The 16,582-nt window shown below is 42.7% G+C and carries 13 protein-coding genes; 12 read left to right on the top strand and 1 reads right to left on the bottom strand.

The genetic code is table 11. From position 1 onward, the window contains the following. Positions 1–134 precede the first annotated feature (134 nt). The 8 genes from gap (at position 135) to WKT01_RS09035 (ending at position 7,429) form a co-directional block, all read left to right on the top strand. Positions 135–1,148 (top strand): type I glyceraldehyde-3-phosphate dehydrogenase, encoded by a 1,014-nt coding sequence (gap, locus tag WKT01_RS09070; protein ID WP_059069255.1) that lies wholly within the window; start codon positions 135–137, stop codon positions 1,146–1,148. Between the two features lie 87 nt (positions 1,149–1,235). Then, entirely contained in the window at positions 1,236–2,429 is a 1,194-nt protein-coding gene (locus tag WKT01_RS09065) for a phosphoglycerate kinase (RefSeq protein ID WP_059069257.1), read from the top strand. A 28-nt stretch (positions 2,430–2,457) separates the two neighbouring features. Further along, positions 2,458–3,210, top strand: coding sequence for a triose-phosphate isomerase (gene tpiA, locus WKT01_RS09060; protein ID WP_059069258.1), 753 nt, complete (start codon positions 2,458–2,460; stop codon positions 3,208–3,210). Between the two features lie 87 nt (positions 3,211–3,297). Further along, positions 3,298–4,125, top strand: coding sequence for an alpha/beta hydrolase (locus tag WKT01_RS09055; protein ID WP_059069260.1), 828 nt, complete (start codon positions 3,298–3,300; stop codon positions 4,123–4,125). A gap of 80 nt (positions 4,126–4,205) precedes the next feature. Next, positions 4,206–5,744, top strand: coding sequence for a 2,3-bisphosphoglycerate-independent phosphoglycerate mutase (gpmI, locus tag WKT01_RS09050; protein ID WP_270396195.1), 1,539 nt, complete (start codon positions 4,206–4,208; stop codon positions 5,742–5,744). 108 nt (positions 5,745–5,852) lie between these two features. Beyond that, positions 5,853–6,356 (top strand): GreA/GreB family elongation factor, encoded by a 504-nt coding sequence (locus WKT01_RS09045; protein ID WP_059069262.1) that lies wholly within the window; start codon positions 5,853–5,855, stop codon positions 6,354–6,356. Between the two features lie 17 nt (positions 6,357–6,373). Continuing rightward, positions 6,374–7,042 (top strand): HAD-IA family hydrolase, encoded by a 669-nt coding sequence (locus tag WKT01_RS09040; RefSeq protein WP_059069264.1) that lies wholly within the window; start codon positions 6,374–6,376, stop codon positions 7,040–7,042. A 138-nt stretch (positions 7,043–7,180) separates the two neighbouring features. Further along, positions 7,181–7,429 carry a hypothetical protein gene (locus tag WKT01_RS09035; RefSeq protein WP_270396196.1) on the top strand — a complete coding sequence of 83 codons (249 nt, stop codon included), beginning with the start codon at positions 7,181–7,183 and terminating at the stop codon, positions 7,427–7,429. A gap of 140 nt (positions 7,430–7,569) precedes the next feature. On the opposite strand, the gene WKT01_RS09030 is transcribed toward WKT01_RS09035, so the two are convergent. After that, positions 7,570–11,811, bottom strand: a complete 4,242-nt coding sequence (locus WKT01_RS09030; RefSeq protein ID WP_270396197.1) for a 2-hydroxyacyl-CoA dehydratase — start codon at positions 11,809–11,811, stop codon at positions 7,570–7,572. 286 nt (positions 11,812–12,097) lie between these two features. Here WKT01_RS09030 and WKT01_RS09025 point away from each other — a divergent pair, with 286 nt between their 5' ends. The 4 genes from WKT01_RS09025 to WKT01_RS09010 all read left to right on the top strand — a co-directional run. Further along, entirely contained in the window at positions 12,098–12,943 is an 846-nt protein-coding gene (locus WKT01_RS09025) for a hypothetical protein (RefSeq protein WP_270396198.1), read from the top strand. 42 nt (positions 12,944–12,985) lie between these two features. Next, positions 12,986–14,422, top strand: coding sequence for a pyruvate kinase (gene pyk / locus WKT01_RS09020; protein ID WP_059069271.1), 1,437 nt, complete (start codon positions 12,986–12,988; stop codon positions 14,420–14,422). A 189-nt stretch (positions 14,423–14,611) separates the two neighbouring features. After that, entirely contained in the window at positions 14,612–15,322 is a 711-nt protein-coding gene (locus WKT01_RS09015; protein WP_059070430.1) for a TrmB family transcriptional regulator, read from the top strand. Then, positions 15,319–16,582: diaminopimelate decarboxylase (locus WKT01_RS09010; RefSeq protein WP_340312119.1), on the top strand; the 1,264-nt coding region annotated here is incomplete at its 3' end. The genes WKT01_RS09015 and WKT01_RS09010, both read left to right, overlap by 4 nt.

The following is a 16,582-nucleotide window of genomic DNA, read 5'->3' as shown; positions in this document are numbered from 1 at the left end:
TGAATTTTTGTTCTTGTTTTAGTACAATGAGTCTAGTTGATGAATCTTTAACAAAGTTTAGGGGCTTGTTGGAGATTTGCAATAAAGACCGGGAAGACGGTCAACAATTTTTAAAACTTTAGGAGGAATTAATCATGGCAGTAAAGGTAGCGATTAATGGTTTTGGACGTATCGGACGTCTTGCGTTCAGACAGATGTTTGGAGCAGAAGGATATGAGGTTGTTGCGATCAACGATCTGACATCTCCGAAAATGCTGGCTCACTTATTAAAATATGACTCTACACAGGGAAAATATGAACTGGCTGATAAAGTAGAAGCAGGTGAAGATTCTATCATTGTAGATGGAAAAGAAATCAAGATTTACGCAAAAGCAGACGCAAAAGAACTTCCTTGGGGTGAAATCGGCGTAGATGTAGTTCTGGAATGTACAGGCTTCTACACATCCAAAGCAAAAGCACAGGCTCACATTGACGCAGGTGCAAAGAAAGTTGTTATCTCTGCTCCGGCGGGAAATGACCTTCCTACAATTGTATATAATGTAAACCACGAGAAGCTGACAAAGGAAGATAATATCATTTCAGCAGCTTCCTGCACAACAAACTGTCTGGCACCGATGGCAAAAGCATTGAATGACCTGGCACCGATTAAATCTGGTATTATGTGTACGATCCATGCTTATACAGGCGATCAGATGACACTGGATGGACCACAGAGAAAAGGAGATTTAAGAAGATCTCGTGCAGCAGCATGCAATATCGTTCCAAACAGCACAGGCGCAGCGAAAGCAATTGGTCTTGTTATTCCAGAACTGAATGGAAAACTGATCGGTTCCGCACAGCGTGTTCCAACTCCGACAGGTTCTACAACTATTCTGACAGCAGTCGTAGAAGGAAATGTTACAGTAGATCAGATCAATGCAGCTATGAAAGCAGCAGCTAATGAATCTTTTGGATACAACACAGATGAGATCGTATCCAGCGATATTGTCGGCATGAGATATGGTTCTTTATTCGATGCTACACAGACAATGGTTCTTCCATTGGAAAATGGTACAACAGAAGTACAGGTTGTTTCATGGTATGACAATGAAAATTCTTACACAAGCCAGATGGTAAGAACGATCAAACACTTCGGAACATTACTGTAATCCGAAAAAAAGAAATTGACTCACAAAGGGTCCGGTCTTATTTGGGCCGGACTTCTTTATTTAAGGAAAATCAGGAGGCAAACGACAATGCTTAATAAAAAATCAGTAGATGATATTAATGTAAAAGGAAAAAAAGTACTTGTAAGATGTGATTTCAATGTACCGTTGATCGATGGCAAGATCACAGATGAAAACCGTCTGGTGGCAGCACTTCCTACAATTAAAAAGCTGGTAGCTGACGGAGGAAAGATTATTCTTTGTTCTCATCTTGGAAAGCCGAAGGGTGAGCCGAAACCAGAGCTGTCCTTGGCGCCGGTAGCAGCAAGACTGACAGAACTTCTCGGACAGGAAGTGAAATTTGCGGCAGACCCGGAAGTCGTAGGTCCAAATGCAAAAGCGGCGGCAGAAGCGATGAAAGATGGAGAGATCATCCTTTTGGAAAATACCCGTTACAGAGCAGAAGAGACAAAGAACGGAGAAGAATTTTCAAAAGAACTGGCATCCTTGTGTGACGTATTCGTAAATGATGCATTTGGAACAGCTCACAGAGCACACTGCTCTAACGTGGGAGTTACAAAGTATGTAGATACGGCAGTTGTAGGATATTTGATGCAGAAAGAGATCGATTTCCTTGGCAATGCAGTGGAAAATCCGGAGAGACCATTCGTAGCGATCTTAGGAGGTTCTAAGGTTTCCAGTAAGATCTCTGTTATTGAAAATCTGTTGGAAAAAGTAGATACGTTGATCATCGGCGGCGGAATGTGCTACACATTCAGCAAAGCCCAGGGCGGTAAGGTTGGAAAATCACTTCTGGAAGAAGATTATTGCCAGTATGCGCTGGATATGATCGAGAAGGCAAAAGCAAAAGGCGTGAACTTGCTCCTTCCAGTAGATTCAGTGATCGCAGATGATTTTTCGAATGACGCAAATACAAAAGTTGTTGCACAGAATGAAATTCCGGATGGCTGGATGGGGCTGGATATAGGACCTGAAACAGCAAAATTGTATGCAGAGACAGTAAAGACAGCAAAGACAGTCGTATGGAATGGACCAATGGGATGTTTTGAAATGCCTAAATTCGCAAATGGCACAGAAGTAGTGGCAAAAGCACTGGCAGAGACAGACGCAGTTACGATCATTGGCGGGGGAGATTCTGCGGCAGCAGTAAACCAGCTCGGATATGGAGATAAGATGACACATATCTCCACAGGCGGCGGCGCTTCTTTGGAATTCCTGGAAGGAAAAGAACTGCCGGGCGTAGCGGCAGCTAACGATAAATAAAAATATAAAAGAAGAAAGAGAGAAAAAGATGGCAAGAAAAAAGATTATCGCAGGTAACTGGAAAATGAATAAAACACCGAGCGAGGCAGTTGCTCTTGTAGAAGAACTGAAACCATTGGTGGCAAATGAAGAAGTAGATGTTGTGTTTTGTGTTCCTGCGATCGATATCGTACCAGTCGTAGAAGCATGTAAAGGAACTAATATCCAGGTTGGTGCAGAGAACATGTATTTTGAAGAAAGCGGAGCTTATACGGGAGAAATCTCTCCGGCAATGCTTGTAGATGCAGGTGTGAAATATGTAGTACTTGGACATTCTGAGAGAAGAGAGTATTTCGGTGAGACAAATGAAGATGTGAATAAGAAAGTCTTAAAAGCATTTGAGCATGGCATTACGCCGATCATGTGCTGTGGAGAGACTTTAGAGCAAAGAGAACAGGGCGTAACCATGGATTTCATACGTCAGCAGGTAAAAGTAGGCTTCCAGAATGTGACTGCAGAACAGGCAAAGAAAGCAGTCATTGCATATGAGCCGATCTGGGCGATCGGGACAGGAAAGACTGCAACGACAGAACAGGCACAGGAAGTATGTGCAGGGGTCCGCGCATGCATCGCAGAGATATATGATGAAGCTACAGCGGAAGAAATTCGTATTCAGTACGGCGGTTCTGTAAACGCTGCGACTGCTCCGGAATTATTTGCACAGGCTGATATTGATGGCGGTCTTGTAGGAGGAGCTTCCTTGAAAGCGGATTTTGGCAAAATTGTAAACTATAATAAATAATAAGCAATAAGGTAAGGACCCGTTTCCCTGGCTGATGTCATTGGAAACGGGTTTTCTTAAGGATATTGCCTGCGGGAGGATGATGATATGATATACGATACAATTTCAATACAGGCAGAGGGCTCTTTGGATTATGCAAGGCTTCAAATATATATACTAGACAGTACTCCCGGCTACCAGGAGGGACTTTTGCGTCCGATGATCCTTGTGTGCCCAGGCGGAGGATATGAGCATACGAGTGACCGGGAGGCGGAACCTGTAGCGATGCGTCTGCTTGCAATGGGATACCATGTGGGCATACTGCGGTATTCTACTGCTCCGGCAAAATATCCTACAGCTCTTTTGGAACTTGCTCAGGCTATGAAGACTGTACATGAAAATGCTCAAAAATGGCATGTAAATATAAAGAAAATCTTTGTGCAAGGATTTTCGGCAGGCGCACACTTGGCGGCAAGCCTTGGAGTATCCTGGAATCAGGAACTGGTATACAAAAGCACCGGGATTCCGGCAAAGAAGCTAAGACCGGCAGGCATGATCCTTTGTTATCCGGTGGTTACTTCTGAAAAGGGATTGGCACATGAAGGAAGTTTTCAAAACCTGCTTGGAGAAGTTGAAAGAAAAGAGTGGGAGAAGATTTCCATAGAAAAGCAGGTAGGGATACATTGTCCCCCTTGTTTTATATGGCATACGTGTACAGATGAAACGGTTCCGGTAGAAAATGCACTGCTTCTTTTTTCTGCCCTCAAAAAGGCGGGCGTAAGTGTGGAACTGCACATCTATCCGGAAGGAAAACACGGACTGTCTTTGGGGGATGCCTCTACAAGTGATCCGGAAGGAAATATGATCTGTGAATCTGTCCAGTCCTGGATTTCCCTATTAAAAATATGGCTGGCAAGTCAGACGGAAGAAAAATGACAAAGTATCCGATTGCAAAATCTATGAAAAACGGGTACAATAAGTACCGGAAGATGAATCGATGTAAAGGAGAAAAGAATATGAGTAAAAAACCAACCGTATTGATGATATTAGATGGATATGGGTTAAATAATACAAGAAAAGGGAATGCGGTCGCAGAGGCAAAAACACCTGTTATGGATTCCCTGATGGCAGACTATCCGTTTGTAAAAGGAAATGCAAGTGGGATGGCAGTTGGTCTTCCGGAAGGCCAGATGGGAAATTCAGAGGTAGGACATCTGAATATGGGCGCCGGCAGGATCGTATATCAGGAATTGACAAAGATTACAAAGTCGATCCAGGACGGAGATTTTTTTGAAAATCAGGCGCTGCTTGAAGCGTGTGAAAATGTAAAGAAAAATAATTCCGCCTTACATCTGATGGGCCTGGTATCAGACGGTGGAGTGCACAGCCATAATACACATATTTATGGACTTTTAGAACTGGCAAAAAAGAAAGGATTAAAAAAAGTATATGTACATTGTTTCTTAGATGGACGTGATACACCGCCTGCTTCCGGGAAAGAGTTTGTGGAAGAACTGGAAGCAAAAATGCAAGAAATCGGTGTAGGAGAAGTTGCAACTGTTTCCGGTCGTTATTATGCGATGGACAGGGACAATCGGTGGGATCGTGTGGAAAGAGCGTATAAGGCTCTTGTAAAAGGCGAAGGTGTAAAAGCATCTTCTGCTCCGGCAGGCATCCAGGCTTCTTATGACGTTGAAAAAACAGATGAATTCGTAGAACCTATGGTAATCGAAAAAGGCGGCGTTCCGACTGCAACTATAAAAGAGAAGGATTCTGTGATCTTCTTTAATTTCCGTCCGGATCGTGCAAGAGAGTTGACAAGAACATTCTGTGACGATGACTTTACATGTTTTGACAGAGGCAGCCGTATTAAGACAACATTTGTATGTTTTACAGAATATGATGTGACGATTGAAAATAAATCTGTTGCTTTTGTAAAAGAGAAGATCACGAATACATTCGGAGAATTTCTTGCTGCTAATGGCTTGAAACAGGCAAGGATAGCGGAGACAGAAAAATATGCTCATGTCACCTTTTTCTTTAATGGTGGTGTGGAGGAACCAAATGAAGGAGAAGATAGGATCTTGGTAAAATCTCCAAAGGTTGCTACGTATGATCTGAAGCCGGAGATGAGCGCATATGAAGTATGTGATAAGTTGGTAGAAGCGATCAAAGCGGATAAATATGATGTCATTATCATCAATTTTGCCAATCCGGATATGGTAGGGCATACGGGCGTAGAGACAGCTGCCATTGCTGCCATAGAGGCAGTGGACAAGTGTGTAGGGAGAACAGTAGATGCGATCAAAGAAGTAGACGGGCAGCTGTTTATCTGTGCAGATCACGGCAATGCTGAGCAGCTGATCGATGAAGAGACCGGAGAAGCATTTACAGCGCATACGACCAATCCGGTACCGTTTATCATCGTAAACGCAGATCCATCCTATAAACTCAGAGAAGGCGGTTGTCTTGCGGATATAGCGCCTACCCTGATCGAGATGATGGGGTTGGAACAGCCGAAAGAAATGACAGGAAGTTCTCTGTTGATAAAATAAGGTCGGCAGAAGCCAGACAGCCTTAAAAATAAAACTGTGCAGCGCCGGTGTGCTAAGAAGAAATTCTTATGTACGTCGGCGCTTGACTTTAAGAAAATGGGAGGAAATATGCGGGAAAGATTGACAAAAAGTGATGTGAAAAAGATACAAGAAGAGATAGAGCATAGAAAACTGGTCGAGAGAAAAGAACTGATAGAAGCGGTAAAAGAAGCGCGGTCTCATGGCGACTTGAGTGAAAATTTTGAATACCATGCAGCGAAAAAAGAAAAAAATCGAAATGAGAGTAGAATACACTATTTGGAGAGAATGTTAAAAACAGCGGAAATCGTGGAAGATCATTCGAAGAATGACGAGGTTGGATTGAATAATACAGTGGAAATATATTGTGAAGATGATAAGGAGACAGAGACATACCGCATTGTTACTTCTGTCAGAGGAAGTTCTTTGAATGGACTGATCAGTATTGAATCTCCTTTAGGCAAGGCAGTGCTCGGGAAAAAAGAAGGGGAGCGCGCCTATGTAAAAGTGAATGAAAGTACAGGCTATTATGTAGTCATTAAAAAAATCATAAAAACACAGGATGAGGCAGAGGACAAAATCCGAAGTTATTGACAGAAAGGGGAAAGAAGATGGGGATTCATACGATAGCTTTTGATCTGGATGGAACGATCACGGATTCCGGACCTGGAATCTTAAACAGTATAAACTATGCGCTTGAGAAGTCCGGCAGGCAGAGAGAAGATACAGAGAAGCTTAAATGCTTTATAGGGCCGCCTCTTGCCGGACAATTCGAAAAATTCTGTAATATTACCAGGGAAGAGAGCCTTCAGATGGTGCAGTATTATCGTGAATACTACAGCGTAAAAGGAATCTTTGAAAATCGTGTATATGAAGGAATGGAAAAAGTATTTCAAAGCCTGATTGAACATGATTTTCGGCTAGTGATCGCGACTTCTAAGCCAGAACATTTTGCCAAAATCATAGCGAAACATTTTGGTTTTGATAAATATTTTGCGTTCATAGGCGGAGCATTATTGGATGAAGGCAGAACAGATAAGACAGAAGTCATAGAATATGTACTGGAGCATTTTCAGATCAGAGACAGAAAAGAAATCTTGATGGTAGGAGACCGTTCCTATGATATGATCGGAGCGGCGCAGACCGGCGTGCATTCTCTTGGCGTATTATACGGTTATGGCAGCCGGGAAGAACTAGAGGAGGCGAAGGCGGAGCGTCTTGTATCTGTACCAGAAGAGATTGCATCTGTTATTATAAAAAATGCAGAAAATTGGATTTAACATAAAATTAATCAAGAGAAAAGAATAATTTTTACAAGTTGTCCTTACAATAAGAGCAGTTCCTTTGATCGGGGATATCCATATGTCAGATAGTGAAAAGTATATGACAATATTTTAAAGAATTGTGAGGGCGATAAGATGTACAAAGGATTATGGAAATTGACAGAACGATATACGAAGAGAGAAACAGGCGTGTCTGTATATCTTGCGACACTGATCCTGCTTTGGACAGCTCTGGCCATATTTGCAGGAGTATTTGTCTGTGCAGCTGAGAAAAAGGATATAGTAAAATGCCTGGCAGACATCGTATGCACAGGGGCATATGCAGGCATCATATTTGGATTATGCGGAGGGATATTCTTTCTCTGTAAACATACAAAAATATAAATTGAACCGACGAACTGCCTTTTATAGAGAAAGTAAAATTATCATAGAGGATCGCAAAGAAACAGATCATACCCTGTTTACATGTAAGCATGACACAGGGTATGATCTGTTTTTTTGCACGGTTTGTTGCTTTGTTCAATTTATATATGCATATTTTTATTTGCTGTGGACAACATGAGTTTGATACGGTTTAATTGGTTTACTTCACTGGCGCCGGGGTCGAAATCGATTGCCACGATATTGGATTGAGGGTAACGGCGCCGCAATTCCTTTATGACACCTTTTCCTACAACATGGTTCGGAAGGCAGGCAAAAGGTTGTGTGCACACGATATTGCCTGCGCCGCTGTGAATGAGTTCCAGCATTTCTCCAGTGAGGAACCAGCCTTCCCCGGTCTGATTTCCTATGGAAACAATTTCTGAAGCCATTTTTGCTAAGTCTTCAATATGGACAGGCGGGGCAAAATGTTTACTTTGGCTAAATGCCTTTGAAGCAGGAGCACGGAACCATTCTATCACTTTAATTCCTAAGTTTCCGATGAGTGCTTTGCTTTTTTTCATGCCAAGATGAGAAACCTTGAAATTTTGGTTGTAAAAACAGTAGAGCAAAAAGTCAGTCAGATCAGGCACGACTGCTTCTGCACCTTCACTTTCCAGCAGATCGACCAGGTGATTGTTTGCGGCAGGAAGAAACTTAACAAGAATTTCTCCTACAATTCCGACACGCGGCTTTTGAATTGGCAAGAGTTCAATATGATCAAAATCATCTATAATGTCCTGGCATAATTTTTTGAATCTGCGGCGGGATGGATAACCGCAGGACAGAAATTCCTTGCATACCTGCGCCCATTTGCGGTGGACAGCATTGACCGTACCAGCGACAGCCTCATAAGGACGCATCCGATAGACACATTTCATGAAAATATCACCGAGTACGACGGAATAAACACCACGCAGGACAAGAGAAGGAGTCAGCTTGAACCCGGGGTTGCCTTCCAGTCCGCTTAAGTTGACAGAGATAACAGGGATGTGCCCGTATCCTGCTTTTTTTAAAGCGCGCCGTATAAAACCGATGTAGTTGGAGGCGCGGCATCCTCCGCCTGTCTGGCTGATAATGACTGCCAGGTGGTCTGTATCGTATTTGCCGGATAAAATGGCGTCTAAGATCTGCCCGACTACTATGAGGGACGGATAGCAGGCATCATTATTTACGTATTTTAAGCCCATGTCTACAGACTGCTTATTGTCATTTGGAAGAATTTCTACTTTGTATCCTGCCGATCGGAATGCTGCTTCTAAAAGCTCAAAATGTATGGGTGACATCTGTGGACAAAGGATCGTATGAGTCTTTCGCATTTCTTTTGTAAAGGGTACCTTTTCGATAGAAGAAGGATGGATCTCGCGTTTTGTCTTATGTTGATCTCGCACACGTATCGCCGCAAGAAGAGAACGGACACGGATCCTTGCCGCACCTAGGTTATTCACTTCATCGATTTTTAGTGTTGTATATATTTTGCCGGAATTTGTCAGAATCTCTGCTACCTGATCTGTGGTCACGGCATCCAGACCACAGCCAAAGGAGTTTAGCTGTATCAGATCCAGATTGTCTGTTGTTTTTACATAATTTGCCGCTGCGTACAAGCGGGAATGATACATCCATTGATCCATGACGTTTAGAGGACGCTCTACCGGATTCAGGTGGGAGATAGAGTCCTCTGTCAGCACAGCTATATTATAGGAATTGATCATCTCAGGTAGACCGTGATGTACTTCCGGATCGATATGATAAGGTCTGCCGGCGAGGACGATTCCCCGATTGCCGGTTTCTTTTAAGAAACGGATCGTTTCCTCCCCTTTTTTGCGCATATCCTCACGGCATGAGGAAAGTTCCTTCCATGCGTCATGGACAGCAGATCTGACAGCTTCTTTGGAAAGAGAAAATGTATCCTTTAATTCTTCAAACAAACGATAGGAAAGGGTATCTTCATTCTGGAAGGATAAAAACGGATGTATAAAATCTACTTCTTTGTGAACGATCGGATCCATATTGTTCTTTATATTTTCTGGATAGGAAGTAACGATCGGGCAGTTATAGTGATTGTTCGCCTCCTTGAATTCCTCTCTTTCATAAGGGATAGAAGGATAAAAAATGTGTTTTATCCCTTTGTTGATCAGCCATTGTACATGCCCGTGCGCAAGTTTTGCGGGATAACATTCAGATTCACTTGGAATCGATTCGATCCCGAGTTCATATATTTTTCGGGTGGAAGCTGGAGAAAGAATAACTCGGAACCCCAGTTTTGTGAAAAAGGTAAACCAAAACGGATAATTTTCATATATATTCAGAACGCGCGGGATACCGATCGTCCCTCTTTGCGCATCTTCTTCTTTGAGCGGTGTATAGTCAAAATACCGGTGAAACTTGTAATCAAACAAATTTGGAAGGGCATTAGAAGATTTTTCTTTTCCCAATCCGCGCTCACAGCGATTTCCGGTGATAAATTTTCGCCCACCGCTGAAATGGTTGATCGTCAGACGACAGTTGTTTGTACATCCTCTGCATTTGGTCATAGTGGTAGAATATTCCAGATTTTCGATGTCTTCGATAGAAAGCATGGTAGTACCTTTACAGTCCGCATAACGCTCTCTTGCGATGAGGGCCGCTCCAAAAGCACCCATGATTCCGGCAATATCCGGGCGGATAGCCTCACAGTCTGCTATTTTCTCAAAACTTCTAAGAACTGCATTATTGTAGAATGTACCTCCTTGTACAACGATATGGTCTCCAAGTTCAGAGGCGTCCGACACTTTGATTACTTTAAACAGGGCATTTTTAATAACAGAATAGGCGAGGCCTGCGGAAATATCGGCGACAGAAGCCCCTTCTTTTTGTGCCTGTTTTACCTTGGAATTCATAAATACAGTACACCGCGTTCCAAGGTCGATCGGATTTTGAGCATAGAGCGCCTCATGAGCGAAATCCTCTACGCTGTAATTTAAAGATTTGGCAAATGTTTCTATAAAAGAACCACAGCCGGAGGAACATGCTTCATTTAACTGTACACTGTCTACGGTTTGATTTTTAATTTTGATACATTTCATATCCTGACCGCCGATATCCAGTATACAATCTACGTCCGGTTCAAAGTAGGAAGCGGCATAGTAGTGGGATACCGTTTCTACCTCGCCTTCATCCAACAGCAGAGCAGCTTTGATCAATGCCTCACCATATCCGGTGGAACAAGAGTGTACAATCTCCACATCTTCCGGCAACTGGCTGTATATGTCTTTGATAGCTGCTATAGTAGTACCAAGTGGATCTCCCTCATTGTTATGATAAAAAGAATAAAGGAGGGTGCCATCCTCACCGACAAGTGCGGCCTTTGTAGTTGTAGAACCCGCATCAATTCCTAGAAAGGCTTTTCCGTGATACGTAGCTAAGTCTTTGACCGGAACCTGATGCTTTTCATGCCGAGAAATAAAAGCTTCATATTCCGCGGCAGTTGCAAATAGCGGTTCCATGCGGTCAACTTCAAAATCCATTTGGATTTTGTCTTCTAGGCGTTTTTGAAGAGACTGCAGTTCCATTTTGCAGTCTTTTTTAGAATTTAAGGCAGAACCGATCGCTGCAAAAAGATGGGAATGTTTGGGCGCGATGATATGTTCTTCGTCCAGCTTCAGCGTCCGTATGAACGCTTCCCGCAGTTCAGACAGAAAATGAAGAGGTCCGCCTAAAAATGCCACATGCCCACGAATCGGCTTTCCGCAGGCAAGTCCGCTGATCGTCTGATTAACAACTGCCTGAAAGATAGAAGCGGAAAGATCCTCTTTGGAGGCGCCTTCATTGATCAGAGGCTGAATATCTGATTTTGCGAACACGCCGCATCGGGCAGCAATGGAATAAAGTGCTTTATACTGTTTTGCATATGCATTTAAACCGGAAGCATCGGTCTGTAAAAGAGAAGCCATCTGGTCGATAAAAGAGCCGGTACCTCCTGCACATACGCCGTTCATACGCTGTTCTACATTTCCCCCTTCGAAATAGATGATTTTTGCGTCTTCGCCGCCTAATTCAATGGCGACATCTGTCTGTGGCGCATAGTCCTGCAGTGCTGTAGATACGGCGATCACCTCCTGGACAAAAGGGACTTCCAGGTGTTTGGCAAGTGTAAGGCCGCCGGAACCAGTGATGACAGGGGAGACAGAAATAGGACCAAGCTTGTAAAGCGCTCTTCCAAGAAGGTCGGAAAGGGTTTCCTGGATATTGGCAAAATGCCGTTCGTAATCAGAAAATAAGACTTCGTTATCTGTATTTAAGACAGCGATCTTTACTGTCGTAGAACCAATATCAATTCCAAGAGTATGTAATTCATTTAAATTCATAAATATAACCTCGTTTTCATTTGATTTATGCTCAGTTACTTCCTATTAAATGTGTTCTTGTTTTTACAACAATTTACATTATACGACAGGATGTATAAAAAGACAATTGTCATTATTATGCGGGTTTGCAAAATAATTCCAGGCCGCTATAGGAAATTTAGATAAAGATACGGTTAAAAAGAGAAAAAGTGCACAACAACTGTTTGACAAACTGGGGGCATAACGTTACAATACTCAATGAATATACTCATTGGGTATAAATTTGGAGAATAAGGAGTAGAAATCTTTGAACTGGCTAAATAAATTAGAGCGAAAATTTGGACGTTTTGCAATCTCAAATCTGACAATGTATTTGCTGGCAGGTTATGTGATCGGGTTTGGAATCCTGCATCTTATGCCGCAGCTTATAGGCTGGATCACGCTGGAACCGGCGCTGATCCTGAGAGGACAGATATGGAGACTGATATCTTGGGTACTGATACCGCCGACAACGAATATAATATCTTTGTTGTTTTTAGTACTTTTATACTATTCCCTTGGCACAGCTTTAGAAAGAGCATGGGGAACTTTTCGTTATAATGTATATATTTTTTCTGGAATCTTGTTTACCGTCATCGCTACATGCATCTTATACGGCGTGCTCTATGGAATATACGGGTTCTCAGTATCTCTTTCCAGTGTGGGGATGATCAGTACAAATTATATTACAATGTCGATCTTCCTTGCGTTTGCCGCTATGTATCCGGATATGGAAATATTGCTGTATTTTATCCTGCCGATCAAAATGAAGTGGATGGCGCTTGTGTATGCGGCAATGGCGCTGTACTATTTTGTTATGGGCGGCATCGCTACGAAAGTGGCGGTCGGCGCGTCGCTTTTGAACTTTATTATTTTTTTCTTGTCCAGCAGGAATGTAAAACCCTATACACCGAAGGAAAGAGCGAGAAAAGCAAAATTTAAGCAGCAGACACGCCTGCATATGACATATGCAAATGGAGCAAGGCATCGCTGTGCTGTCTGCGGACGTACAGAACTGGACGATCCTACATTGGAGTTTAGATTTTGCTCAAAATGCAATGGGAATTATGAGTATTGTCAGGATCATTTATTTACGCATGAGCATGTAAAATAAATGTTTTATAGAAGTTGTGTGAGAGAAAAGGAGAGCTAGAAAATGAAAAAGACAAAAGTGGTTTGTACAATGGGACCAAACACAAATGACAGAGAACTTATGAGAAAACTTATCCAAAACGGAATGGATGTAGCGCGTTTTAACTTCTCTCATGGAGATTATGCTGAACATAAAGGGCGGATGGATATGTTGAAGCAGCTCCGTGAAGAAGAACATAGTAATACAGCAATCCTTTTAGACACCAAGGGACCTGAGATCAGAACAGGACTTCTGAAAGCGGGAAAAAAAGTAACACTGAAAGAAGGAGAACAGTTTACACTGACGATCGATGAAATAGAAGGTGATGAAAAGAAAGTATCCATTTCCTATGCAGGGCTTGCAGAAGATGTGGAGATTGGGAAAACGATACTGATCGATGATGGTCTGATCGGTCTGCGTGTGACCGGAAAGACAGAAAAAGATATTATCTGCACAGTGATTAACGGCGGAGAGCTGGGGGAGCGCAAGGGGGTAAATGTGCCGAATGTAGCTGTCAGACTTCCGGCAATCACACAGAAAGACAAAGAAGACTTAAAATTTGGAGTGGAACAAGGCGTTGATTTTATTGCGGCATCGTTTGTGAGAAATGCGGAATGTATATTAGAGATACGCGCCTATTTAAAAGAACTAGGCTCACCGTATATTCCGATCATCGCAAAAGTGGAAAATGCGGAAGGAATACAGAATATTGATGAGATCATACGGGCGGCAGATGGAGTCATGGTCGCACGAGGTGATCTGGGAGTAGAGATTCCGGCTGAAGAAGTTCCGTATCTCCAGAAAATGATCATTCAGAAGTGCAATAGTAATTTTAAGACGGTTATTACGGCTACACAGATGCTGGATTCTATGATACGCAATCCAAGACCCACCAGAGCAGAGGTAACCGATGTGGCGAACGCTGTATATGACGGCACAGACGCCGTGATGCTTTCTGGTGAGACTGCGCAGGGAAAATATCCGCTGGAATCGCTTCAGATGATGGTGCATATCATTGAAAATACAGAACAGCATCTGGAATATGATCTGATGCTGGAAAAGGCAGGGGAGCATTTAAAAGCAGGGGTATCCAGTGCAATTGGCTATTCTTCTGTTCTTGCAGCGGCAAATCTGCATGCGAAATGTATCATCACGCCTTCCGTCTCAGGAGCTACAACAAGAGTGGTTTCTAATTTGCGGCCGAAGCAGGAGATATTGGGTGTTACTCCAAATGAAAGGACGCTGCGCAGGATGTCTATATACTGGGGAGTGCGTCCTATTAAATCCCTGGAGTTTGATACGACAGAGGATATTTGCAACGGAGCGATAGAACTGGCTGTTGTGAAACAATATGTAGAGCCGGGAGATATAGTTGTTTTGACTGCGGGTATCCCCTCTCCGAATGTGAAGAAGGAGAGAAGTGGTGTGAGCAATATGATGAGAATTGCTACGGTTGAGTAGAACAGATAAATAAGATGAGGGTGTCTTAAAAGTCATAAAAAGACTTGCGAGATACCCTCATTTGACAATCTATAAGAAAAGAGAGAAAAGTACGGTAGGAAAATTGGAATTGTGCGTTGACATATCATTGGATATACTGTATAGTGTTTCTGAAAAGGACTACTAAAAATGCCGAAAAGAAAGAGGAATATGGATAAACATCAATTTACAGAATATTTATTGAGTTTTGGTTTGACCAGACAGGAGGCCGGCGTGTATGAAAAGCTTCTGCTAAATGGAAAACAGACCGGTTATGAAGCGGCGAAAGAAACAGGGATTTCCCGGTCGAATGTGTATGGAGCTCTCGCGGCGTTGGTGGAAAAGGGGGCGGCCCATGTTGTAGAAGGTACCGCCAAAAAATATATGCCTGTCCCATTGGAGGAGTTTCTGGAAAATTACATGAAAAAACTGGAAAAGGAAAAAAGCTGGCTGCTTGCAAATATACCATCGGCAAAGACAGAAGAGGAAGGGTATATTACGATTGAAGGTGTGCAGAACGTCTATAATAAAATGACAAACCTTCTGTTGCGGGCAAAAGAACGTGTCTATGTATCTTGTTCGAGGACATGTCTGGAAAGTTTGAGACAAGAATTAGAGACGCTTTTGGCGAAAGGAAAGAGAGTCGTAGTCGTAACAGACTATCCGGCGGTGCTCAAAGGAGCGGAAGTTTATGTGGCAGATGACAGAGGAAGCCAGATCGGGATCATTGTTGATTCCGTATATGTCCTGTCAGGAGAATATGGAGATGGGAGTATGAATACTTGTTTGTATTCCGGACAGAGCAATTTTGTGAAGTTATTTAAAAGTGCGATGGCAAATGAGATCAAATTGATTACACTACAGGGAGGAAAGATAAAATGAATAAAGAAACGTTTGTGACAAAGGAACAGTTAGATAAAATTACACAAGAATACCCAACCCCGTTTCATCTCTATGATGAAACGGGAATCCGCAAGAATGTAGAAGCGTTGAAAGAGGCGTTTGCCTGGAATCCGGGATATAAAGAATATTTCGCGGTAAAGGCGACACCCAATCCCTTCCTGATCGATATTTTGAAAGAATATGGATGCGGCTGTGATTGTTCCTCTTATACGGAGCTGATGCTCTCGGATGCAGTGGGGATCCGGGGAGAAGATATTATGTTTTCTTCTAATGACACGCCGGAAGAAGATTTTCAGATGGCAGATAGACTGGGCGCGATCATCAATTTAGATGATATCACACATATTGCATATCTGGAAAAAGCAATCGGACATATTCCGGAGACGATCAGCTGCCGATATAATCCAGGCGGACTTTTTAAGATCAGTAATGATATTATGGATAATCCGGGGGATGCAAAATATGGCATGACGACAGAACAGCTGTCTGAGGCGTATAAAATTTTGAAGGAAAAAGGGGCGAAGGAATTTGGTCTGCACGCTTTTCTGGCAAGTAATACGGTGACAAATGAGTATTATCCTATGCTTGCAAAGGTTTTGTTCAAACAGGCGGTAAAACTTCAGCAGGAAACAGGTGTGCATATTAAGTTTATCAATCTTTCCGGGGGAATCGGAATTCCTTATCATCCGGATCAGGAGCCAAATGATATCCGTATGATCGGAGAAGGTGTGCGCCGTGTCTATGAAGAAGTACTAGTGCCTGCCGGAATGGGAGATGTGGCAATCTATACAGAACTTGGAAGATTTATGATGGGGCCGTATGGATGCCTTGTGACAAAAGCGATTCATGAAAAGCATACGCATAAAGAATATATCGGGGTTGACGCCTGCGCAGTCAATCTGATGCGTCCGGCTATGTATGGAGCTTATCATCATATTACAGTGATGGGCAAAGAAAACCAGCCCCATGATCATAAATATGATATTACGGGTTCGCTTTGTGAAAATAATGATAAGTTTGCCATAGACAGGATGCTGCCTAAAATTGATATAGGAGATTATCTGGTGATCCATGATACAGGAGCGCATGGTTTTTCTATGGGATATAGTTATAATGGCAAGCTAAAATCTGCGGAATTGCTTTTAAAAGAGGATGGCAGCGTAAAATTGATCCGCCGGGCAGAGAAGCCGAAAGATTATTTTGCGACGTTTGATTGTTTTGAAATAGGAAAAAAATTGG

Origin of the sequence: Mediterraneibacter sp. ICN-202921 (assembly GCF_037890075.1) — a bacterium.
GTDB classification, from domain to species: Bacteria; Bacillota; Clostridia; order Lachnospirales; family Lachnospiraceae; genus Mediterraneibacter; species Mediterraneibacter massiliensis.
This window is presented reverse-complemented; position numbering and strand designations above follow the sequence as displayed.

Excerpts from the sequence above, each read along its gene's own strand:
- gap (WP_059069255.1), top strand. The coding sequence starts at position 135 with ATGGCAGTAAAGGTAGCGATTAATGGTTTTGGACGTATCGGACGTCTT.
- WKT01_RS09065 (WP_059069257.1), top strand. The coding sequence starts at position 1,236 with ATGCTTAATAAAAAATCAGTAGATGATATTAATGTAAAAGGAAAAAAA.
- tpiA (WP_059069258.1), top strand. The coding sequence starts at position 2,458 with ATGGCAAGAAAAAAGATTATCGCAGGTAACTGGAAAATGAATAAAACA.
- WKT01_RS09055 (WP_059069260.1), top strand. The coding sequence starts at position 3,298 with ATGATATACGATACAATTTCAATACAGGCAGAGGGCTCTTTGGATTAT.
- gpmI (WP_270396195.1), top strand. The coding sequence starts at position 4,206 with ATGAGTAAAAAACCAACCGTATTGATGATATTAGATGGATATGGGTTA.
- WKT01_RS09045 (WP_059069262.1), top strand. The coding sequence starts at position 5,853 with ATGCGGGAAAGATTGACAAAAAGTGATGTGAAAAAGATACAAGAAGAG.
- WKT01_RS09040 (WP_059069264.1), top strand. The coding sequence starts at position 6,374 with ATGGGGATTCATACGATAGCTTTTGATCTGGATGGAACGATCACGGAT.
- WKT01_RS09035 (WP_270396196.1), top strand. The coding sequence starts at position 7,181 with ATGTACAAAGGATTATGGAAATTGACAGAACGATATACGAAGAGAGAA.
- WKT01_RS09030 (WP_270396197.1), bottom strand. The coding sequence starts at position 11,811 with ATGAATTTAAATGAATTACATACTCTTGGAATTGATATTGGTTCTACG.
- pyk (WP_059069271.1), top strand. The coding sequence starts at position 12,986 with ATGAAAAAGACAAAAGTGGTTTGTACAATGGGACCAAACACAAATGAC.
- WKT01_RS09015 (WP_059070430.1), top strand. The coding sequence starts at position 14,612 with ATGGATAAACATCAATTTACAGAATATTTATTGAGTTTTGGTTTGACC.